Annotated in this window: 19 protein-coding genes; 1 reads left to right on the top strand and 18 read right to left on the bottom strand. The window is 41.6% G+C overall.

All coding sequences use genetic code 11. From position 1 onward, the window contains the following. Nucleotides 1-131 precede the first annotated feature (131 nt). The 14 genes from BUB05_RS14740 to BUB05_RS14675 all read right to left on the bottom strand — a co-directional run bounded on the left by BUB05_RS14740 (nucleotide 132) and on the right by BUB05_RS14675 (nucleotide 17988). The gene (locus BUB05_RS14740) at nucleotides 132-1025 is read right to left on the bottom strand and encodes a galactose-1-phosphate uridylyltransferase (RefSeq protein ID WP_073050386.1); all 894 of its coding nucleotides are present in this window, start codon (nucleotides 1023-1025) and stop codon (nucleotides 132-134) included. Then, entirely contained in the window at nucleotides 1025-1924 is a 900-nt protein-coding gene (locus BUB05_RS14735; protein WP_073050385.1) for a DNA-processing protein DprA, read from the bottom strand. The genes BUB05_RS14740 and BUB05_RS14735 overlap by 1 nt, the downstream gene beginning before the upstream one ends. A gap of 168 nt (nucleotides 1925-2092) precedes the next feature. Continuing rightward, nucleotides 2093-3535, bottom strand: coding sequence for a glutamate synthase subunit beta (locus BUB05_RS14730; protein WP_073050384.1), 1443 nt, complete (start codon nucleotides 3533-3535; stop codon nucleotides 2093-2095). 9 nt (nucleotides 3536-3544) lie between these two features. Continuing rightward, nucleotides 3545-8047, bottom strand: a complete 4503-nt coding sequence (gltB, locus tag BUB05_RS14725; protein WP_073050383.1) for a glutamate synthase large subunit — start codon at nucleotides 8045-8047, stop codon at nucleotides 3545-3547. A gap of 472 nt (nucleotides 8048-8519) precedes the next feature. Next, nucleotides 8520-9632, bottom strand: coding sequence for a sodium ion-translocating decarboxylase subunit beta (locus BUB05_RS14720; RefSeq protein ID WP_073050382.1), 1113 nt, complete (start codon nucleotides 9630-9632; stop codon nucleotides 8520-8522). Between the two features lie 15 nt (nucleotides 9633-9647). Then, nucleotides 9648-10037 carry a biotin/lipoyl-containing protein gene (locus tag BUB05_RS14715; protein ID WP_073050381.1) on the bottom strand — a complete coding sequence of 130 codons (390 nt, stop codon included), beginning with the start codon at nucleotides 10035-10037 and terminating at the stop codon, nucleotides 9648-9650. Nucleotides 10038-10050: 13 nt separating this feature from the next. Continuing rightward, nucleotides 10051-10398, bottom strand: coding sequence for an OadG family protein (locus BUB05_RS14710; RefSeq protein WP_073050380.1), 348 nt, complete (start codon nucleotides 10396-10398; stop codon nucleotides 10051-10053). Between the two features lie 11 nt (nucleotides 10399-10409). Continuing rightward, the gene (locus BUB05_RS14705; protein WP_073050379.1) at nucleotides 10410-11957 is read right to left on the bottom strand and encodes an acyl-CoA carboxylase subunit beta; all 1548 of its coding nucleotides are present in this window, start codon (nucleotides 11955-11957) and stop codon (nucleotides 10410-10412) included. Between the two features lie 121 nt (nucleotides 11958-12078). Further along, a complete protein-coding gene (locus tag BUB05_RS14700) occupies nucleotides 12079-13260 on the bottom strand; it encodes a CaiB/BaiF CoA transferase family protein (RefSeq protein WP_073050378.1) in 1182 nt (393 codons plus the stop codon). 280 nt (nucleotides 13261-13540) lie between these two features. Continuing rightward, the gene (locus BUB05_RS14695) at nucleotides 13541-13987 is read right to left on the bottom strand and encodes a HutP family protein (protein WP_073050377.1); all 447 of its coding nucleotides are present in this window, start codon (nucleotides 13985-13987) and stop codon (nucleotides 13541-13543) included. A 122-nt stretch (nucleotides 13988-14109) separates the two neighbouring features. Then, nucleotides 14110-15036, bottom strand: coding sequence for a radical SAM protein (locus BUB05_RS14690; protein ID WP_073050376.1), 927 nt, complete (start codon nucleotides 15034-15036; stop codon nucleotides 14110-14112). A gap of 26 nt (nucleotides 15037-15062) precedes the next feature. Further along, a complete protein-coding gene (pgsA, locus tag BUB05_RS14685) occupies nucleotides 15063-15596 on the bottom strand; it encodes a CDP-diacylglycerol--glycerol-3-phosphate 3-phosphatidyltransferase (protein WP_073050375.1) in 534 nt (177 codons plus the stop codon). 11 nt (nucleotides 15597-15607) lie between these two features. Continuing rightward, a complete protein-coding gene (locus BUB05_RS14680) occupies nucleotides 15608-16510 on the bottom strand; it encodes a DUF561 domain-containing protein (RefSeq protein WP_073050374.1) in 903 nt (300 codons plus the stop codon). A 32-nt stretch (nucleotides 16511-16542) separates the two neighbouring features. Next, nucleotides 16543-17988, bottom strand: coding sequence for a nicotinate phosphoribosyltransferase (locus BUB05_RS14675; RefSeq protein ID WP_073050373.1), 1446 nt, complete (start codon nucleotides 17986-17988; stop codon nucleotides 16543-16545). Nucleotides 17989-18145: 157 nt separating this feature from the next. Between BUB05_RS14675 and BUB05_RS14670 the strand changes: the two genes are divergently transcribed. After that, nucleotides 18146-18709, top strand: a complete 564-nt coding sequence (locus BUB05_RS14670) for a glycerol-3-phosphate responsive antiterminator (protein ID WP_073050372.1) — start codon at nucleotides 18146-18148, stop codon at nucleotides 18707-18709. A 45-nt stretch (nucleotides 18710-18754) separates the two neighbouring features. Here BUB05_RS14670 and BUB05_RS14665 read toward each other — a convergent pair whose 3' ends face one another. From BUB05_RS14665 to glpK, 4 genes are all read right to left on the bottom strand, one after another. Further along, nucleotides 18755-19123, bottom strand: coding sequence for a DUF1667 domain-containing protein (locus BUB05_RS14665; protein WP_073050397.1), 369 nt, complete (start codon nucleotides 19121-19123; stop codon nucleotides 18755-18757). A gap of 38 nt (nucleotides 19124-19161) precedes the next feature. Then, nucleotides 19162-20409, bottom strand: coding sequence for an NAD(P)/FAD-dependent oxidoreductase (locus tag BUB05_RS14660; protein WP_073050396.1), 1248 nt, complete (start codon nucleotides 20407-20409; stop codon nucleotides 19162-19164). Between the two features lie 4 nt (nucleotides 20410-20413). Then, complete coding sequence (locus BUB05_RS14655) at nucleotides 20414-21859, bottom strand: NAD(P)/FAD-dependent oxidoreductase (protein WP_073050371.1); 1446 nt, start codon at nucleotides 21857-21859, stop codon at nucleotides 20414-20416. A gap of 151 nt (nucleotides 21860-22010) precedes the next feature. After that, on the bottom strand, nucleotides 22011-23504 hold the full coding sequence (gene glpK, locus BUB05_RS14650; RefSeq protein ID WP_073050370.1) for a glycerol kinase GlpK: 1494 nt from the start codon (nucleotides 23502-23504) through the stop codon (nucleotides 22011-22013).

The raw sequence follows: 23504 nt of genomic DNA, 5'->3' as shown, positions 1-23504 counted from the left end.
CTCGAACTCCCACGTCGAAGACACTAGATCCTAAGTCTAGCGCGTCTGCCAATTCCGCCACACCCGCTCATTTGTGACAAGGACTATTATACATATTTGACAAGTACACGTCAACACTTTTTTTACGTTTTTTACTCCTCGATCATAAATTTTTCATACATCTTCTTGATATCAAGAGAATTTATATACAGACCCGTTCCAAACTCAAAACCTCCAAACCTCCCTTTTCTCGGCACTATATGAAGGTGCCACCTGTAATCTTCAAGATCAACCTCTTCAGGCAAAGAATGAAGATACACATTGAAGGGAATCTCACCGTAAACATTGAAGATTTTTTTAAATATATCCTTTAAGACTACTGACAGTTCTTCGATTTCATCCATCGAAATAGTGTTGAACCTGCTGTTTTTCTTGTTTTTTATCATTATCTCACCTGACAGGTATGAATCCATGGGAATGAAAGAAATGAAGTTCTCACTCTCCAAAATTATATTCACCTCTCTGGTAAAGACACCTTTCCTCGCCATCTCTATCTCCCTTTCAAGCTCCGGCGGGATAAAAGACATGGACAGTATCTGACTGTGGGAATGAAGCTTTGAGGCGCCTGCACTTTTTAAATGATTCTTGTATATTATTACAGATCTTGCCATTTTCTCATTCTCAAGGTCAATGAATCTGGATTTGTACATTTTAAGTATATATTTAAATTCTTCCTCATCAAACTTAAAAAAGCTTTTAAAATGGTTTGGAGTCTCTATCATGACCTCATGCTTGCCATAGTCTATTTCACCGCTGTTATGACGTTCCTCGTCGCAGATAAGGGCAGGATATTTGTTATCTATGGACCTCACAACCCATTTGCCGTCTATAACTTCTTCATATCTGCAATATTCAATCATTTCTTTTCTGCCAGGACAAAAAGGACACTCTTCAGAACATTCCCTTGAAAAGTCACTTCTTCTCTCGTCTCTTATATTGTTCATAAGCACGAAACGCCCTGTATGTCTGTTTCTAACAAGTTTCATTACAATACCTCCAGACCAAGCTTGTCAATCCATTTTTCCAAATCCATGATATTGCATATTGCACTTCCGGTCTTATAATTTCTTATTTTCTCGTTAAGCTCCATATTGCTCTCATCTTCAACTTCATGAATGGAACATGAAATTTTTTTATTGTACTTTATCGAATAATTATATGTATGAAATGTCCCGCTGCTTAATGAACTTTCCATTATCAGCACACCCTCAGACAAAGCAGCCTGAAGTCTGTCCCTGTTGATGAAATCATATTTTCTGGGCGGCTCACCAGGATTGTTCTCCGATATTATACAGCCGCCCTTTTCCATTATATCATTGTACAGTTGTATATTGGCCCTGGGATACACATTTCCTATTCCCGAAGGAAGGGTGACCAAGGTTCTGCCTCCCATATTTAAAGCACCTGTGTGTGCAGCCGTATCACAACCTAGAGCAAGGCCGGAAATTATGCTTATTCCTTTTTCAGACAGGGCTTCAGAATACTTGACGCCAAGATCAAATCCTCTTTTGGAAGGATTCCTTGTACCGACAACCGCTACATTACACCTGTCATGAAGCATGGTTTCATCCCCCTTGACAAAAATGAGTACAGGACTGTCATAGCCTATTTCCTTGAATTTTTCCGGAAAGTCATCATCAAAACACGTATAAATCCTTATATTTTCATCATAACATTTTTCAAGGATTTTTTCAGTTTCTATCTGAATGGTGTCATAATCATACCGAACACTTTTTCTTCCTGTCATTTCGTTGATTATATCAATCATATCCTTGAACTCAAGTTTTTCCAGAAATTCACTACTGAACGACTCCTTGAGTTTCAGGATTGTTTTTCTGCCTAGCCCTTCCACTAAATTCAGTTTCAATACATCGCTGTAATGCATACTCTTCTCCACATAATTTTCTATAAATAGTATACATCAATTTTTTCAAAATATAAAGCTAATTAAGACTCAGACCAATTTAATAAAATTCTAAAAACATTGAGACCTTCGAATTATCGGTCAACCGAAACATTCAGACCAAGTGAGAGAAAAAAGAAAAAATCCGGCTCAACCGGATTTTTTCATCATATTTTCATTAAGATACTTATCCACCTTTTCTGCAGTGGTCTTCCCTTCAAGTATGGCCTTGACAACCAGTGATTGTCCCGTCCTCATATCTCCCGCAGCAAACACCTTGTCTACATTGGTCTTGTTATCTTCATCAGTAAGGATATCTCCTCTTTCACCAAGCTCAATATTCATTTCTTTAACGAAGGTATCATGCTCAGTATGAAGGAAGCCTGCAGCTATAAGCACTAGATCAACCTGTTCTTCAAACTCAGTGCTTTTAAGTTCATTCAGTACGAACCTGCCTTCTGCATCCTTTGTCCACTTGACTCTAACACCTTTTATTCCTTCAATTTTTCCATTGCTTCCCACGAATTCCTTGGTGGAAATTTCCCATTCACGCTCACAGCCTTCTTCATGAGCGGTAGTGGTCTTGAGAAGCTTAGGGAATAACGGCCAAGGCATTGAATCATCCCTCTTTTCAGGAGGCTTTGGAAGTATCTCATACTGGAACACCTTCTTAGCGCCCTGTCTGTTTGCAGTACCGACACAATCGGCGCCCGTATCTCCTCCACCGATAACAAGTACGTTTTTACCCTTTGCGGTTATTTCCTTTCCAGTGACTTTTTCTCCGAACAACTTCTTTGATTGTTGGCTCAAATAGTCAACCGCAAAATGTATGCCATCGAGTTCCCTTCCCGGAATATTGATATCTCTAGGAACCCAGGTTCCACAAGCCATAATGACGGCATCAAACTTGGAGATCAAATCCTCCAAAGACCTGTCCCTTCCAATTTCGATTCCATAAGTGAATTTCACCCCGGCTTCTTTCATCAAGGCGATTCTTCTTTCTATTATTTCCTTGCCAAGCTTGTAGTTAGGTATACCGTACCTCATCAGGCCGCCTGCATTTTCTTCTCTTTCAAAGACAGTTACAGCATGGCCCAGTGCGTTGAGATCGTCAGCCGCAGCAAGTCCGGAAGGACCTGCTCCTATCACCGCCACTTTTCTTCCAGTCCTCACTCTTGGCGTCCTGGGCTTGACCCAACCGTTTTCGAAAGCCATTTCAGCTATACTCTGTTCTATCTCCCTTACGGAGACCGCCTCTCTGTTTACTCCAAGCACACAAGCAGCCTCACAAAGCGCAGGACATACCCTTCCTGTAAATTCAGGGAAATTGGCAGTTAGACTAAGCTTCTGATACGCCTTTTCCCATTCTCCATTATAGACCAAGTCGTTCCAGTCAGGTATAAGATTACCCAAAGGACAACCCCAGTTGCAGAAAGAAGTTCCGCAATCCATACATCTATTAGCCTGCTCTACCATCTCTTCCTTTGTCAACGGTACGTATACACTGTCAAAATCCTTTTTTCTTTCTTCAATATCTCTATGATTGTAATTTTTTCTGTCTATCTCCATAAATCCAGTTAATTTGCTTGCCATAAAATCCTCCTAAGAAACCTTGTCAGTTTTCAATTCCGTAATTTCCTTGTACATCACAGGAATTACCCTCTTGAACTTGCCTCTGTATTTGCTCCAGTTATCCATGATTTCCTTAGCAACCATACTTCCAGTATATTCAAGATGTTCAGCTACCATTTGCTTGACTCTGCCCATGTTTTCCTTAGTAGGTTTCTCAACAAGAACAAGCTCTCTGTTGCAGCTGTCCTCAAGATTGTCGTCAACATCCAACACCACAGCTGTTCCTCCGCTCATGCCGGCAGCAAAATTTCTGCCTACGGATCCTAGAATCACAACGAATCCATCTGTCATATATTCACATCCATGGTTTCCGACTCCTTCGACTACGGCACTTGCACCACTGTTTCTAACTGCGAATCTTTCTCCAACAACTCCATTAATATATACCTGTCCGCTTGTAGCTCCATACATTATGGTATTTCCGGCAATTATGCTCTTGCCGTATTCCGCTTCCTTCGGTTTCCTGATTATTATCTTTCCACCGGAAAGTCCCTTGCCTACATAATCGTTGGCGTCCCCTTCAAGACGAAGCGTCAGCCCCTTAATTGCAAAGGCGCCAAAACTTTGTCCGGCAGAACCGTAGAATTTGAAATCAAGAGTATCATCTTCAAACTTCTCACCAGGGAAGGTCTTGGCAACTTGACCGCTAAGCATTGTTCCTACAGTCCTGTGAAGATTCTTTATCTCATATGATCCCGAAACCTTGTTCTTGTCCTTGAAGAATACCTGACTTTGCTGTATAAGCTTTGAATCCATATTTCCTTCAAGTCCGTGATCCTGCGCTATTGAACAGTAAGGAGTTATCCTTCTTGGGACATCCGGTCTGTAAAGTATCCTGCTCAGGTCCAGAGTTTTAGCTTTCCAGTGGTCAATGCTCTCATCCACTTCAAGCTTGTCAACTCTACCCACCATTTCATTTATAGTTCTGAAACCCAGTTCCGCCATGTGTTCCCTTACTTCCTTAGCTATGAATTTCATGAAATTCACTACATATTCAGGTTTTCCAGAGAAATTCTTTCTTAGTTCGCAATCCTGAGTTGCTACACCCATTTCACAGTTGTTGTTCTGACAATGTCTTAACATTACGCAACCCACTGCAACAAGACAGGTTGTTGCAAAAGCGAATTCTTCAGCTCCAAGAAGACAAGCTATGGCTACGTCTCTTCCGGTCTTAAGCTGTCCGTCAGTCTGAACCCTTACCCTGCTTCTAAGATTGTTCAGGAGCAGGACCTGATGCGTTTCAGACAGACCTATTTCCCACGGTATCCCCACATTTCTTATGGACGACAACGGAGCAGCTCCGGTACCGCCATCGTGACCGCTTATGAGTATTACGTCAGCATGTGCTTTCGCAACTCCTGCAGCAACTGTTCCCACACCGTTTTCCGAAACAAGCTTGACGCTTACCTTTGCTTCCGGATTTGAGTTTTTAAGATCGAATATCAACTGGGCCAAATCTTCAATTGAATAAATGTCATGATGCGGAGGAGGAGATATAAGGTCTATTCCCGGCAATGCATGCCTTATTTTTCCAATGTACTCATTAACTTTCTTGCCAGGCAGGTGTCCGCCCTCTCCAGGCTTCGCCCCCTGGGCAACCTTTATCTGAAGCTCGTTAGCAGACGCAAGATAGTCGATTGTAACTCCGAATCTTGCAGATGCCACCTGCTTAATTGCACTGTTTCTGTTTTCAACATTATTAACCGTAAGAAGTCTTGCAGGATCCTCTCCACCTTCTCCCGAGTTGCTCTTGCCGCCTATTCTGTTCATGGCTATGGCAATGGTTTCATGGGCTTCCTTGCTTATTGAACCTATAGACATGGCTCCGGAGCAGAATCTCTTGAGTATTTCAGATATTGGTTCAACTTCTTCAATCGGTATGGGCTTTCTGTTCTTGAACTTGAACATGCTCCTTATTGTAGTAAGATTCTTGGACTGGTCATTTACCAAAGCCGTATATTCCTTGAACTTGGAATAATCACCAGTTCTTACAGCCTGCTGAAGGCCAAAAATAGTATCAGGATTGAACAGGTGGAATTCACCATTCTTTCTCCATTTGTAAAGGCCGCCCACATTGAGGTCGTCATTTTTGCTTCTCAATATATTGTAGGCCTCCCTGTGTCTCATTAGAACTTCCTCGGCTATTTCATCAAGTCCTATTCCGCCAATCCTTGTAGGAGCTCCTCCAAAGTACTTGTCTACAGTTTCCTGACTTATTCCAAGAATTTCAAATATCTGAGCACCGTGGTAGCTTTGAATTGTACAAATACCCATCTTCGAAAGAATCTTTGCAAGACCTTTTGAAGATGCTCTGATATATGCCTCTATTGCCGATTCTTCAGTGCACTTTATCACGCCGCTTCCAACCATGTCCTTGATGGATTCAATAGCCATGTATGGATTGACCGCACTTGCTCCGTAACCGTTCAACAAGGCAAAATGCGTAGTTTCCCTTGCATCTCCCGTTTCAACAAGAATCGAAATCTTGGATCTTAACTTCTTCTCAATAAGGTAGTGATGAACTGCCGAAACAGCTAAAAGGGAAGGGATTGCAGCTTCATAACTATCAACCTTCGCATCAGACAAAACTATTATGTTATATCCTTCCGTAACTCTTTTATGGGCTCTTTCACATATAAGCTCCAGGGCCCTTTTGAATCCATCAACACCTCTGTCTGCCTTGAAAGTAATAGGAATCACAGAAGATTTGAAATCTTCATTTCTTAAGGATTTCAACTTGTCCATCTCTTCATTGCTTATTATAGGAGAATCGATAAGTACATATTTATGATTAAGATTTTCCTTGTGCAGTATATCCTCCTGGGTACCTATGAAGTTTGTAATTGACATTACAATACCTTCTCTTATAGGATCAATAGGAGGATTTGTAACCTGGGCAAACAGCTGCCTGAAGTAGTTGAACAACAATTGGGACTTGTTGGATAAAACAGCAAGAGGCGTATCATTACCCATTGACCCTATTGGCTCTTTCCCGTTTTCCGCCATAGGCTTGAGTATCAGCCTCATGTCTTCCATTGTGTAGTTGAAGAATTTCTGCTTCTCAAGAAGCTGTTCCCTGCTCAATATATCATGAGACATACTTGCTTCCGGAAGGTCTTCAAATCTCAGTCTGTTGTTTTCAACAAAAGACACATAATCCATCTTTTTGGATACTCTTTCCTTGATTTCCTCGTCGAAGAATATTTCCTTTCTCTTTGTATCTATCATAAGCATCTCGCCTGGTTTAAGTCTTCCTTTTTTAAGGATATCCTCAGGCTTGAACTTAAGTACTCCAAATTCCGATGCCATTACTACCGTATCATCATTTGTTATTACATATTTGGCAGGTCTCAATCCATTTCTGTCAAGAGTTCCTCCAATCTGCTCTCCATCACAGAAGAACATGGCTGCAGGACCGTCCCATGGTTCTATCATGGCTGCATGATATTCATAGAATGCCTTCTTCTCCTTGGACATGTACTTGTCGTTTTCCCATGCTTCAGGTATTAGCATCATCAATGTATGGGCATTGGTTCTTCCATTCTGTTTTATGAATTCAAAAGCATTGTCCACAGATGCAGAGTCACTCTTGTTTTTCTGTATTATCGGATAAAGATCATTTATATCTTCTCCATAGACATCTGAATTCAACACGCCTTCCCTTGTTTCCATCCAGTTTCTGTTTCCCTTGATAGTGTTGATTTCACCATTATGGGCAAGATATCTAAATGGCTGTGCCAAATCCCATGTAGGAAAGGTATTGGTGCTGAATCTTTGATGAACAAGCGCCATGCTGCTCTTGAAGTTGATGTCATTAAGATCCAGATAATATTTTTCTATCTGATCGGCCAGCAATAGCCCCTTGTATACTATTGTCTTTGATGAAAGTGAGCAGATATAGAAATATTCCTTGTTCCTGACCAATAGTCTTTCTATTTCGTTTTCTATTCTCTTCCTTATTAAATACAACTCTCTTTCAAAAGTATTTGAATCTATATTTTTAACCTTTTTAACAAAAACCTGTCTTATTATCGGCTCTGTTCCCCTGGCTGTCTCACCAATGCTCTTGTTGTCCGTAGGAACAAATCTCCATCCAAGTGTCTTGTGTCCCGATTCAGCCACAACTCTTTCTGCAATACCTTCACACTGCAGCCTGAGAGCGGGCTCCTTCGGCAAGAATATCATACCTATTCCATATTCACCTGCATCAGGCAGGTCAATTGAATCATTTGCACAGTATATTCTAAAGAACTCATCAGGAATCTGAGTCAATATGCCGGCACCGTCACCCGTTTTAGGATCGGCACCAACCGCTCCTCTATGTTCCATGTTCTTAAGGATTTTCAAACCATTTTGCACTATGTTAAAACTGGACTCACCCTTCACGTTGACAATAAATCCAACACCACATGCATCCTTTTCATTTCTTGGATCGTAAAGACCCTGTTGACCAGGCAACCCTACACTATTCATAAAAACTCCTCCTTCTTCTAGTAAAACTCATTGTGCATACATTTGTATCTCAAACAAGTACACTTATTTCTGTTTCTTAACATTTTACACTAAATATAATGTATGCGCAATACAATTTTCCATATTCCAAACACAATTAACAATTTGTGTGCAGGAAAACATTACTTTTTGCTTTCTGTGCATATTTATTATTACATTTTTGTAACATTTGTAGCATCCAACGTTTTCCCGAAAAGCAAATATTGATTCATGTCAAAGTGGACCAAACTGAATTTCCAAGGACATCGAAACATTATAATTTTCAGTCTCTAATTCTCAATAGTTAAAACATCAATATCGATAATCAAATTTTTTCTTCCTTATTATTATATAACAAGTATGACAAAAAAAGAATCCGGATAATCCGAATTCTTTCCTTTATTATATACTTTTATCTTTGTTCAATTAATATCGTATGCTTTTTACTGCAGTCTTAAGAGAAGAACATAAGCAGTACACCTGCTGCAACAGCAGAGCCTATAACTCCCGCCACGTTTGGTCCCATTGCATGCATCAACAGGAAGTTAGCAGGGTTGTACTTCTGACCTTCCTTCTGAACAACTCTGGCCGCCATAGGTACGGCAGATACTCCGGCCGCTCCGATAAGAGGATTGATCTTTCCTCCGCTTGTCTTGTACATGATTTTTCCGAAGATAAGCCCTGTAGCAGTACCTATACTGAATGCTATCAATCCAAGAACTATTATCTTTATTGTTCCCACTGTAAGGAATAGCTGTGCATTGGCTTTCGCTCCAACTGTAATTCCAAGAAGTATTGTAACTATGTACATAAGTGAATTTGTTGCAGTCTCAGCAAGTTTAGGAACAACTCCGGATTCCCTGATAAGGTTACCGAACATAAGCATTCCTATAAGGGCAGCTGCCGATGGCAACAGCATTACAGTGAAGATTGTAACGACTATCGGGAAAATTACCTTTTCCGTCTTCGATACATGTCTCAACTGTTCCATTTTTACCGTTCTTTCCTTCTCAGTCGTAAGGGCTTTCATTATTGGTGGCTGGATGATTGGTACCAGTGCCATGTATGAATATGCCGCTATCGCTATAGGTCCAAGAAGGTCCGGTGCAAGTTTGGATGTAAGGTAAAGTGCAGTTGGTCCGTCTGCTCCTCCGATTATACCGATTGATGCCGCTTCAGGTCCTGTAAATCCAAGAAGTATAGCTCCTACGAAAGTAAAGAATATACCGAATTGTGCCGCTGCTCCAAGAAGTATGCTCCTTGGGTTTGCTATAAGAGGTCCAAAATCCGTTCCTGCTCCTACACAAAGGAAAATCAATGGTGGATAAATACCTTTTTCCGTACCTATATATATAAGGTGCAATAGACCTTCACCTTCCATAAGTCCAGCAAGGGGCATGTTTACAAGAAGCATGCCGAATGCTATCGGAATCAAAAGATATGGCTCATATCCTTTCGCTATAGCCAGGTACAAGAATGTACACGCTATAATTAACATGATAACTTCTTTATATGTAATCGCGGAGAATCCTGTACTTAACCAAAATTGTTGTAATATTTCTCCCATTTGGATTCCTCCCTATTAACCTAATGTAATCAACGCATCACCACTGCTTACGCTTGTTCCTTTTGATGTATGTATACTTTTTACTGTTCCATCTGCCGGTGCTACTATTTCATTTTCCATTTTCATCGCTTCAAGTATCAACAGGATATCTCCTGCCTTCACTGCCTGTCCTTCTGTCACCTTGATGTCAAGGATAGTTCCCGGCATTGGTGCTGCTATCAATTCTCCACCGCCAGCAGGTGCTGCTGCAGGTGCTGCCTTTGGCGCTGCAGGTGCAGGTGCAGGAGCTGCCGCTCTAGGTGCCGCTGCAGGTGCACTGAATACTGGTGCGCTTGGAGCTCCACCTATCTCTTCTACTGCCACTTCATATGTTTTTCCGTTTACTGTTATATTATATTGTTTCATTTCAATATTCCTCCTATTTCATAAGTTCCATTCTTCCGGCTTGTGCCCATGCCGGCTGTTGTCCGCCTGTTTGCACTATACTTCTTACTATCAGTTGATCCGAGCTTTTGCCTATATGCGCAGCAAGGGCCGCTGTTATAACCGCTACCAGTTCATCATCGTCTTCTTCAACGACAGCCGCAGGTACTGCGGGAGCTGGTGCCGCAACTGACTTTGCAGCAGTTTCCTTTTTCTTTTCAGTAAATATCACTTTGAAAAGATCCAGTACATATGATATCAGAAGCAATGTTGCAAATACTATTCCCATGCTGAATAGTGTTATTACTCCAGCATCTCCCATAGTTACTAATTCGCCATACATATTATCACTCCTTACACTGGCATGTTGCCGTGTTTTTTAGCCGGTCTTGATTCTCTCTTGCCAGCAAGCATCTCAAAGGCGCTGATGATTCTCTTTCTTGTTTCTGACGGTTCTATTACGTCATCTATATATCCTCTTGCTGCCGCTATATATGGATTTGCTACCGTGTCTGTGTATTCCTGTATCTTTTCCTGTCTCTTTGCATTCTGGTCTTCGGCTTCAGCTATGTCTTTTCTGAATATGATGTTTGCCGCTCCAGATGGTCCCATTACTGCTATTTCAGCTGACGGCCATCCAAGTACAACGTCTGCTCCAAGATGTCTTGAACACATTGCTATATAAGCTCCACCGTATGCCTTCCTTGTGATTACAGTTACCTTTGGCACTGTTGCTTCAGGATATGCATAAAGCATCTTTGCTCCGTGTCTGATTATTCCGCCGTATTCCTGTCCTGTTCCAGGAAGGAATCCAGGTACGTCAACAAGTGTAAGCAACGGAATATTGAATGAGTCACATGTTCTTATAAAGTGCGCAGCCTTGTCAGATGCATTTATGTCAAGACATCCTGCAAGTCTGTTTGGCTGGTTTGCAATTACTCCGACGCTCTTGCCGTTTAGTCTTATGAATCCTGTTATTATGTTCTCAGCATAGTAGGGCTGATACTCCAGGAATTCTCCTCCGTCAGCTAGAGAATTGATTACGTTCTTCATATCGTAGGCTTTGTTGGGGTTAGGCGGTACTATTGTGTTTAGAGCTTCGTCTATTCTGTTCAAGTCGTCTGCAGCCTCGAAATCAGGTGCAGTCTCAAGGTTGTTTTGAGGAAGGAAGCTTAGAAGCTGTCTTATCTTCGCGAAGCACTCGTCTTCAGAGTTGTCGTAGAACTGTGCAACTCCGCTTATCTTGTTGTGGGTCATTGCTCCACCAAGCTGCTCTGCAGAAACTTCTTCTCCTGTAACTGTCTTTATTACCTGAGGTCCAGTGATGAACATCTTCGAAACATGGTCCACCATGAAGATGAAGTCAGTCAATGCCGGTGAATAAACGGCTCCACCTGCACATGGTCCAAGTATTACTGAAATCTGCGGAATTACTCCCGACGCTATTGTGTTGTTGTAGAATATGTCTCCATATCCTTTAAGTGCATCGACACCTTCCTGTATTCTTGCTCCACCTGAGTCATTGATTCCAATGAGTGGCGCTCCAACCTTAAGTGCCATTTCCTGCACCTTTACGATTTTTGCAGCATGCATCTCTCCAAGGGATCCTCCGATTACAGTAAAGTCCTGTGCGAATACATAAACAACTCTTCCGTCGATTGTACCGTATCCTGTCACTACACCTTCTCCAGGAGCCTTTTTCTTCTCCATTCCGAAGTTGACGCATCTGTGCTCTACAAATCCGCCCACTTCCACGAAGCTGCCTGGATCCAGCAGTTTTTCTATTCTTTCCCTGGAAGTGTATTTCCCATTCTTATGTTGTTTTTCAATTCCTTTTACTCCGCCGCCCAGCTTTAGAGCTTCTTTTTTTTCTTTAAGCTGGTCTAATTTTTGATTTGGCAATTTTGTTACCTCCTATTCTAATTGAATATACCTTAATAAAATACTCTTATTTTAAGTAAAAGTCAATATGTTGCAACTAATTGCAGGGACTTTTATAAAATATTCATATTTAATTAACAAATTATTTAATAATGCCTTTTTTAATTAGTTCTTTTATGTCATTCTGACTGTAGTTTAATTTTTCCGTCAAAATCTTCATTGTATGCTGTCCCAATATTGGAGAAGCTTCCCTTATGTCGTTTGGATTTTCCGAATATTTCACAGGAGAAGCAGGTGCCAGGATATTTCCTGCAACGGGATGATTTATATGTTTAAACATCTCCCTTTCCTTAAGTTGCTCGTTTTCCAACAGCTTATCTATAGTATTGATTGGACTGTTTGGAACTCCAGCATCATCCAATATTTTTTGCCATTCCTCAGTGGTATTTTCTATGAAAATCTTATTCATTATCGGCTTAAGCTCATGATAGTACTCAACTCTTTTTTCATTACTGAAAAATCTGTAATCATCTATCAAGTCCTCCCTATCCACCGCTCTGCAGAAAGCATCCCATAGCTTATCGTTTCCAGCACCTATCATTATTTCACCATTTCTAGTCATGAAGGGTTCCAGAGGAGCTATGGTAGCATGTCTGTTCCCCAAAGGCTGAGGAACCTCCCCTGTGACCGTGTACCGCGCTATGGCATTTTCCAGAATGGATACCTGACAGTCAAGCATTGAAATGTCTATTCTCTCGCCCTTTCCGGTATCCTTCTTTCGGTACAAGGCTCCAAGTATTCCTATTGCTCCATAAAGGGCAGCCGTAATATCTCCAAGAGATGACCCTACCCTTGTAGGTTTTTCCTGGCCCGTAATACTCATTAGACCGCCCATAGCCTGGATTACAGCATCATAGGCCGGCTTATCACTCATGGGACCGGTCTGTCCATATCCTGAAATTGAGCAATATATTATATCCGGTTTTATCTTTAATACATCATCATAGCTTATGCCCAGTTTTTCCATTGTCCCCGGCTTGTAGTTTTCAATGATCACATCGGCATCTTTTACAAGACCATTAAATATTTCATGACCTTCTTCAGTTCGCAGATCCACTGCAAGGCTTTTCTTATTTCTGTTTATACTCATGAAATACGTACTTTCACCATTTACAAAGGGACCTACTTCCCGGGAATCATCACCCTTGTCAGGTCTTTCAATTTTAGTTATTTCCGCGCCCATATCCCCCAGTATCATGGAACAAAAGGGACCGGACAAGACTCTTGTTAGATCAAGAATCTTAATGCCGTTCAAGACACCCATTTTATCACTTCCCGTAAATTAATATGCAGTTTCACAACCAGATTTCTTTTTACAAAAAACAAAAACAAGAAAATGGCAACCCATTCGCTTGTTCTCTATTCTATATGCTCTATCAAGCATCATATTCTATTATAAAATTCTCTCAATACTTCTCTAAATAAACTCTATCTTCTCTATACTGATTACACTCAATAACTCTATAAACTGTATTCAAAACATACTCTATATACAAATAAACTATCACATCGTTCAATATTTGTCAATATGAAAATACCATGCTTTATATATTCACGTGTCCCAGACCCAGTCTGCTGTGATTTGACAGGGAGTGATAAGCGGAATTGCCGTACATGGCGACAGCAATCCAATGTTCACTACTTACTATAGCTATTTTCATATGCAGATTGGCATCCAGTGGCATGTCCAGCATCAAGCCCCTGCTTGCTTCCTGAGCCGCATGTATTAGCCCGTGAATCTGATGGGCTTCCTTTTGGATTACATCAAGATTAAGTGCTGCACCTACACATGAATTTATTATCTTCTTCTTCAAATCACCGCCTGAACCGGCAACCTCTGTAACAACCACATTGTACCCAAGTTCTTCTATGAATCTTCTGACAAAGGATTCCTTAGCCTTGTTTTCCACCATGGAAACGAATACAGCAGTCTTCCCAATATCTATCTGTCCGTTTTTTGTTATTGTTTCCCTTATAAATTCCTTATTCATATCATCACACTCTCGTCAATAGTTCAAGCTTTCTTGCGCCACCAAAGAATTATACCATTAAAGCTGTAAATTATCAATCTCAATTGTATAGTGTCTACAAATCTGTCTTAATAACATATCGGTCATATCAAACGGTATGTATCGTAATTCATATATTCAACAACTTCTATTTCATCAATATATGACAGCTTTTCAAAGACTTCCATCGGATTCTTGTTACCCCTCTTTTCAAGAAATGCAACTATTTCAAACTGGTTCATCGGATGCCTCTTTATTATGCTAACTACAGCCTCCACATCATCTTCAATTTCACTGTAAAAACCTTCAGAGATCAATTGATCTATTGATATGCCCTCAAGCATCTCAACAGCCAATTCCATTTTTTCAGGATCAACTTTCTTCACAAAGGATTCTGCAGGAGGTCTTACCGGCGTATTGATATAAAGCTTGTCATAATTTATTTTAGACAATATCTTCTTGAAATCTATCAAATTGTCCACAGAATCGTTGTATCCCTTCACAAGCATGATTTCCAGCCACAGCTGTCCACTGTAATGTTTGGAAAACTCTATCAATCCCTCTACCATATTCTTGTAGTTTATGCTTCTTGACGGTCTGTTGATTCTTGTAAACATGTTTTCATTGCAGGCATCAATGGAAGGCAATACAATATCAGCCTTCATCAAGTCCTTTCTCGTTTTTTCATCATACATAAGGGCACCATTTGTGATCACTGCAACAGGTTTATCAGTCATTGACTTGACCTTTTTGATGAGTTTGCCGAGCTCACTGTACAAGGTAGGCTCTCCCTCCCCAACTATTGTTACCACATCATAATAGATATCCTTTTGGGATATATCCTCGAACTCCTTCACTATCTCTTTCAAGTCAAAAAATTCACTTCTTCTATTAGTGAGATTCTTGGTTCTTCCCAGCTGACAGTATATGCATGAATAATTGCAGTATTTTTTCGGTATGGGGCTTATACCGAGAGATATTCCCATTCGTCTGGAAGGTACCGGACCGTAGATGTATTTGTAGATTCCCATAGATTGTCCTCCTGTATTAATTATTGTCAATTTGCTGCTTTCTTATTTCTAACATAAGTAATTCTATAGCTGATGAAGGCTATGATTTTAACCAGTACAGCCAGATACAACAGATACACAAGGTTGTCATTGTCAGGGTACAGCATTAATAGCATGATGGACAGCATAAATATGACTGTAGCACTTTTCCCGAAAATATTCGAAGGTATTACCATCCTTTCCTTCCTCAGATACAGTATGAGTCCCGATACTATCATAAAGAGTTCCTTGACTACCACTACAACAGGAATGACAAGAGGAATTCTTCCCCAAATATATAGACATATCAGTACGGTTATGAGCATCACCTTGTCCGCAAACGGATCCAGGACCTTTCCCAATTCCGTAATAAGGTTATACCTTCTTGCCAGGTATCCGTCAAGAAAGTCTGTGAACGATGCTAAAACATATACAACCAATGCAAGGTTATATGCATTTTCCTTTCCAGAAAAAAATACTACAACAAATACAGGTGCAAGAATAATCCTGAATATTGTTAGAATATTAGGTATGTTCTTCATCTGCACCTCCTTTATCCGTGAAACAATCTTTTCATTATTTCACTACATGGCAGTATTTCATTGAGAACATCAAGGCTTTGACCTATCTGAATATATCCGTTATCCACGTCCCCGTCTATCACGGCTTTTGCATACATCCCCTTCATTCGTCCCTTCAGCAGCTTTCTGGGCTGATCGCTGTATTCTATTGCAAGGTATTCTTCCGTGAACTTGTTTTTAAGAGATCTGACACTGTGACCTATTGTGTGTCCAATTACAACTGAATCCGTGTCAGTAGACTCAATTATTCTTTTTTTTGCATTTATATGGGCAGGACATTCTTCTGAAACAACAAACCTGGATCCCATCTGCACTCCTGCAGCTCCCATTGCTATGGCTGCCCTTATTCCTCTTCCATCCGATATTCCACCAGCAGCCAATACGGGAATATTTACATTCTCAATAACATTGGTCATCAATGCCATTGTTGTCTGTTGACCTATATGCCCGCCTGCCTCCATCCCTTCTATTACAAGTGCATCAGCACCTGCATCTTCAATCCTTTTTGCCAGTCTCAGGTTTGGCACAACCGGAATAACAATAATCCCCAGTTCCTTCAGTCTTTTTATGTAAGGAACCGGATTTCCAGCTCCAAAAGTAACGAAATCAGGTTTCTTCCTGCATACTACGTCTATGATTTCATCCTTGTCTTCAGCCATAAGAACTATATTGACTCCAAAAGTCTTGTCTGTATATTCCCTGACCAGATTTATCTGCTCCTCAACCCAATCAGCATCGTGACCTCCTGCTCCAACAATTCCTGCACCTCCAGCATTTGATACAGCAGCTGCAAGTCTGGCATCGGATATGTTTGCCAAGCCTCCCTGGATTACAGGATATTCTATTTTAAGCAGTTCTGTTATTTTCGTCTTCATCAATACCTCCAAAATAACAAATCCATTTATTCCTATTTATTCCTGTACTTTTCTATAAGCCTCTGCTTTTCAGACCACAGGTCAAATGACAGGTTGACGAAATATCTGTCAGGATTGTCAAATCTTCTCAGTCCGTCCCAAAGCTTTGAAAGTTCATTATTTAGATTATCCCTTATTTCATCAAGAGTCGGGAAATCATATACCAGTTCTCCATTATGTACAATAAGAGTTTGAAGTTTCTTGGCCGTAAAGTTCTTGGCTGTCTTGTTTATCCATGGAGACAGTGGATCAAAAAGCTTGTATGGAGCCTTTACTTCTTCATCCTTGAATGTAATGAGGTCTGCAAAAGCATTTCCATTCCTGTTGTCATACAGCCTCCACAATTCCTTGAAGCCCGGATTTGTTACCTTGACAGCTTCTTCACTGAGCTTTATTCTCGGGCTTATACCCTCTTCCGTCTCAACTGCAACAAGCTTGTATACTCCTCCGAAAACCGCTTCAGACCTTGCCGTTATCATCCTTTCTCCCACACCATAGGAATCTATGGGTGCCCCCTGCCTTTCAAGTTCTCTTATCTGGTATTCATCAAGGGAGTTTGTCGCTGTTATCGTAGCATCCTCATACCCTGCAACATCAAGAAGCTTTCTCGCTTTCTTTGACAGATAGTCAAGGTCGCCGCTGTCAAGCCTTATACCTTTCTTTCCTTCTCCTTCCAACTCGTCAAATACCTTTATCGCTTCAGGAATTCCAGAGCCTAAGACATTGTAGGTATCCACAAGAAGTATGGCATTGTCGGGAAAGGCCTTTACATATGATTTGAATGCAGTATGATCATCGTCGTAAAACTGAACCCAGCTGTGGGCTATAGTTCCAATAACGGGGATGTCAAACATCTTTGAAGCTAAAAGGTTTGATGTTCCAAGACATCCACCTATATAGCATGCCCTTGCCCCGTAAATTGTTGCATCTGCACCGTGCGCCCTTCTCGCACCAAAATCAACTACAGGCTTGTCGTTTGCCGCCCTTGCTATCCTGTTTGACTTTGTGGCTATGAGACTCTGATGGTTCAACGACAAAAGTAGCATTGTTTCTATAAGCTGAGCTTCAAGTATCGGAGCCTTTATTGTAATAATCGGAGTATTGGGAAATACGGGAGTACCTTCAGGTATGGCCCATACGTCTCCGGTAAATTTGAAATCTTTTAAATATTCAAGAAACTTTTCTTCAAAGATATTCATTTCTTTCAAAAACTCGATATCCATATCGGAAAATTCAATTTCCATAAGATAGTCTATAAACTGCTGAAGTCCTGCAGTTATGGCAAAACCACCATTATCCGGCACCTTCCTGAAGAAATAGTCAAAGTAGACAATGTGGTCCTGGTCTCCGTTCACCAGGTATCCGTTTGTCATAGTAAGTTCGTAAAAATCAACGAGAAGACTCAAGTTCTTCTCCTTTTTCCATTCAATATTATTCATATCTTCCCTCTGAGCAAATTATTATTGTTGCTATATTTATATACCATTATAGCACAAACTATGCAAACAAAAAACAGAAACTCAATTTTCAGTTCCTGTTTGTTTACAATATTTTGTGATATAATACTTAAGGTATATTCATTTCAGGAGGAAACCAATGAAGAAGGACTTCATATCTTTGATAGAATCGCCAATTATTTCAGCCATACGGGACGACAGCATGATTGATGCTGCCATTTCTTCAAATTCAGACATCATATTCCTTTTAAACGACACCATTTACACCCTTGAAGAAAGCATAAATAAAATTAAAGCTTCAGGCAAGGCGGTATTCATACATTTTGACCTGACAGACGGTTTCGACAACAGCATCAATGCACTTCACTATATTTCAGAAAAATTCAAGCCTGACGGCATAATCTCCACCAAAAGCAACATAGTAAAGGAAGCAAAAAAGCTCGGGCTTTATTCAATCCAACGAATTTTTCTCCTTGATTCAATGAATTTCGAACACGGCCTTAAAACCATAATAGCAAACAGACCCGATGCATGCGAAATACTGCCGGGGACACTTCATAAAATAACCAGGAAAATAGTAGCATCAACAGACATTCCAATAGTTGCAGGCGGTCTTATCCAGGATAAGGAAGATATAATCGAATGCATAAAAAGCGGGGCTGTTGCAGTATCAACTACAAACCCCAATCTTTGGAATGTGTAAACCAGTCAAAAATATTCACAGCTTCAGGGATACATTAAACTGATTTTATTTTACCTCTTGGATTTTGTCCATGCTTCTTGTAGCTACTACATTTGCGCCGGTATCCAGGATGTTTTCTATGATTATGTCCCCAACCCTGACCGGTGCTTGCACCACAACTTCATTGATTATTTCCATGCATTCAAATATAAGTTCCTTTGGAATCGCTTCGTCGGTCTTCACAGGAAGTCTTTTCAGGAATGCATTCTCTATTTTTACAGTAGTAGGAACAACCCTTGTAGGACAGGTCATTTCCTTTATTCCATAGGTCCTTCCCCTGGGGCATTTGTTCCCTTCAACATCATATCCATCTTCAGATTCCATATTTTCAACAACCTTTATATGGCAACCCATGGGACAGACTATGCATATCATTTCCTTTTCCTTGACCGTTCCTCTCAATCCTATCACTCCTAAATTACCTCCACTGTTAATTTCCCAATATTTTCACCTATGAGTTCCTTCCTGATGTCAATTCTTTCCATTTCACCGGGTGCAAGGTGCTTTTTCCTTACCGAATATATTTCCTTCCCATCAGCCTTAACTGAAAGTCTTGCGTCACGGTATACATTTGTCACCCTCATGAAAAGGGCAAGCTTTTCATCCACTTCATCTACTCTTACCTTCTGAGGCACTATGTATCCTATTCCCGACAGTGCTTCCGTTTCAATTACTTTGTCGCCGTCAGCCCTTCCTTCAAGTACAAACCTCGCTGCAGACCTTCCTGCCCTTCTGCTCTCTTCTGTTACGAAATCCACCAGGTCGTGTACATGAACGACGTTTCCACAGGCGAATATCCCCTCTATTGAAGTCTCCATTGATTCATATACAACGGGCCCGCTCGTCTTGGCGTCTATTTCCATTCCCGCTCCTCTTGAAAGCTCATTCTCGGGAATCAGTCCTACTGAAAGGAGCAGGGTATCGCATTCGTATTCTATCTCGGTCCCGGGTATGGGCTTGAAGTTTTCATCAACCTTCTGGATTACAACAGCCTCCACCCTGTCTTTTCCCTTGATGTCCGTTACCGTATGGCTGAGCTTCAGGGGGATGTCGTAATCGTCAAGACACTGGACTATGTTTCTTGTTAGTCCTCCCGAGAAAGGCATTAGTTCTGCAACAGCAAGAACCTTCGCCCCTTCAAGAGTCATCCTTCTGGCCATTATGAGGCCAATGTCGCCAGATCCAAGGATTACGACCCTCTTTCCTACCATGTATCCTTCCATGTTGAGATATCTTTGAGCCGTTCCAGCATTGAATACTCCTGCAGGTCTGTATCCTGGTATTGCTATGGCACCTCTAGTTCTCTCCCTGCATCCCATTGAAAGCACTATGGCCTTTGCCTGTATCTTCATGAGGCCGTCCTTTGTGTTCATTGCCGTGATTTGTCTGTTTTCGCTGATTTCAAGCACCATGGTGTCAAGCTTGTAGTCTATGTTTTCCTTTGCCAGTTCGTCTATGAATCTTTCCGCATATTCGGGTCCCGTAAGCTCTTCCTTGAATACGACCAAGCCGAAACCGTTGTGTATGCATTGCTGAAGTATTCCTCCCAGCTCCCTGTCCCTTTCTATTACAAGTATGGATTCCGCCCCTTCCTTCTTTGCCTCAATGGCTGCCGCAAGACCGGCAGGTCCTCCACCTACAACTACGATATCATAATTCATCATGTTAGCCTCCCACCTTTGTCTTTCCAGTCAGTATTACGGAACCCTTGTTTTCCATCAGCACCTCTTCCATTGGTACGTTCAGTTCTCTTGCAAGGATTTCCATCACCCTGGGTCCGCAGAATCCTCCCTGGCATCTTCCTGCCCCGGGCCTGCACCTTCTCTTGATGCCGTTAACTGTTCTTCCTCCCGCGCTTCTGTGTATTGCATCTACAATTTCGCCTTCGGTGATCATTTCACATCTGCAGATGATTCGCCCGTACCTGCTGTCCTTTTTGATCATTTCATTCTTTTCTTCATCCGAGAGTTCTTCAAACTTGATTCTCTTCCTTCTTACAGGTTTGAAGTTTTCATTCTTCTGAAGTCCTCCGCTCATCTTTTCAACTATTCCAACTACATATTCAGCTATTGCGGGGGCTGACGAAAGTCCCGGGGATTTCATTCCTGCAGCATTTACAAATCCCTTTGCCTGCTTTGATTCCTCAATGATGAAATCGTCAGTGGAAGGTTCAGCTCTAAGTCCTGCAAATGTGGTTATGTTCAATTTATATGGAATCTTGTCGCTAATGTTTCCTGCCAGTTTCTTGACACGGTCAAGCCTGTCATAGGTGGTGTTTACAGCCTCCTTGTCCTCCCGTTCAAGGTCCTCCGAATCCGGTCCTACTAGTATGTTCCCGTCTATTGTAGGAGCCACCAGGGTTCCCTTCCCCATTTCATTGGGGCACGGGAACACCACATGATTTATAAGTCCTCCCGCTTCCTTGTCAAGAAGGTAGTACTGACCCCTTCTAGGATGGATCTCAAACTCTGAATCAGCGACCATGTTGTATATCCTGTCTGCATATAGGCCTGCTGCATTGATAACATATTCAGCTTCCACTGAATCCTTTTCAGATCTCACTGAATAACAGTCTTCCTTCTTCTCTATTTCTCTTACCTCGAAGTTGAGCCTCAACTCGGCACCGTTGTCTATTGCATTTTCCGCATATGCCATAGCCAGTTCCCAAGGCTCCACTATTCCCGCAGTTGGTGCATACAGTGCTCCAAGAACACCTTCCGCAAGGTTGGGCTCCCTCTTCATTGCCTCTTCACCGCTTATTATTTCCATACCGGGTATTTCAAGCTTCAATCCATTTTCATAAAGCTCCTTGACGGTTTCAAACTCCTTCTCGCTTCTTGCTATGACAAGGGATCCTATTCTCTTGAAGGGTACATTCAACTCATTGCATACATCCTCCATAAGATAGTTTCCCCTTGCGTTCATCTTTCCTTTCAATGTATCGAAGTGCGCATCATATCCTGCATGTATTATTGCGCTGTTTGCCTTCGTAGATCCGCTTGACACATCATTGTCTCTTTCCAGTATTACTATTTTAAGGTCGAATTTTGATAATTCCCTTGCTATGGCAGTACCTATAACTCCCGCTCCTATTACTGCAACATTATACATAGAATGCCCTCCTGTTATTTTACTCCAATAAACAAAAGAGCCGCTAAAAACACACCTACTTTCGTAGATACATTTTTAACGGCTCTCATTACTCTTGCCTCAATATTTCATTTAACTAATTATACTATATCTGAATGGATATGTAAAGTTCTTACCTTTCCCAGTCCTTTGATCTGCCTACTGCTTTTTCCCAGCCTCTGTACAGTCTGGTTCTTTCTTCTTCGCCCATCTCGGGAAGGAAATTCTTGTCCACCGCCCAGTTTGCAGCAATCTCATCCTTTGATTTCCAGAATCCTACTGCAAGTCCTGCAAGGTAGGCAGCTCCCAATGCTGTAGTCTCGGTAACCATTGGTCTCTGCACTTCAACACCTAGAATGTCCGACTGGAACTGCATCAAAAGATTATTTGCAGTTGCTCCTCCGTCGACCTTCAATGTGGAAAGCTTGATTCCCGAATCCTCTTCCATGGACCTTATTACATCCTTTGACTGATATGCTATGGATTCTAGTGCCGCCCTTGTGATGTGGTTTCTGTTGGCACCTCTGGTAAGTCCCACTATGGTCCCCCTTGCGTACATATCCCAGTATGGGGCTCCCAGTCCTGCAAATGCAGGAACCAGATAAACGCCATTTGTATCCTTCACCTTGCTCGCAAAGTATTCGCTGTCTGCAGCATCGTTTATGAGCCTCAACTCGTCTCTCAGCCACTGGATTGTAGCTCCGCCCATGAATACGGATCCTTCAAGGGCATACTCAACCTTTCCGTCTATTCCCCACGCTATAGTAGTGAGAAGACCGTTCTTCGAGTGTACCATCTTTTCACCGGTCTGCATCAATATGAAGCATCCTGTCCCGTATGTGTTCTTGACCATTCCGTCCTCGAAACATGCCTGTCCGAAAAGGGCTGCCTGCTGGTCTCCTGCAATTCCCGCTATTGGAATTTCAACGCCGAACATGCTCTCGTCAGTCTTTCCGTAAACCTCTGAAGAAGGTTTCACTTGAGGAAGCATTGATGCAGGTACGCTCAGTTCCTCAAGTATCTTTTCATCCCACTTCAGCTCCGCTATATTGTACATGAGGGTTCTTGATGCATTTGAATAGTCGGTTACATGGACCTTTCCTCTTGTAAGGTTCCAGACAAGCCAGGTATCTATTGTACCGAAAAGCAAGTCTCCCTTTTCAGCCTTTTCTCTCGCACCTTCAACATTGTCAAGGATCCACTTGACCTTCGTTCCCGAAAAATATGCGTCAACAACAAGGCCTGTATTTTCCCTTATATAGTCTTCCATTCCGTCAGCTTTTATCTGGTCGCAGATTGAAGCAGTTCTTCTACACTGCCAGACTATTGCATTGTATACAGGCTTTCCTGTATTCCTGTCCCAAACCACCGTAGTCTCACGCTGGTTTGTAATGCCAATTGAAGCTATTTCACCGGCATTTACTCCTGCAGCTTCCAAGACCTCTCTGGCAACACCCGACTGCGTAGCCCATATCTCTATGGGATCATGCTCAACCCAACCAGCTTTTGGATATATCTGGGTAAACTCCTTTTGTGCCGTTTTAACGATGTTTCCATCCTTGTCAAACAAAATCGCCCTTGAGCTTGTAGTTCCCTGGTCAAATGATAAGATGTACTTTTTTTCCAT

Source organism: Dethiosulfatibacter aminovorans DSM 17477 (assembly GCF_900142005.1).
GTDB lineage: Bacteria > Bacillota > Clostridia > Tissierellales > Dethiosulfatibacteraceae > Dethiosulfatibacter > Dethiosulfatibacter aminovorans.
The sequence above is the reverse complement of the archived record's forward strand: the minus strand, read 5'-3'. Positions and strand labels throughout refer to the sequence as shown.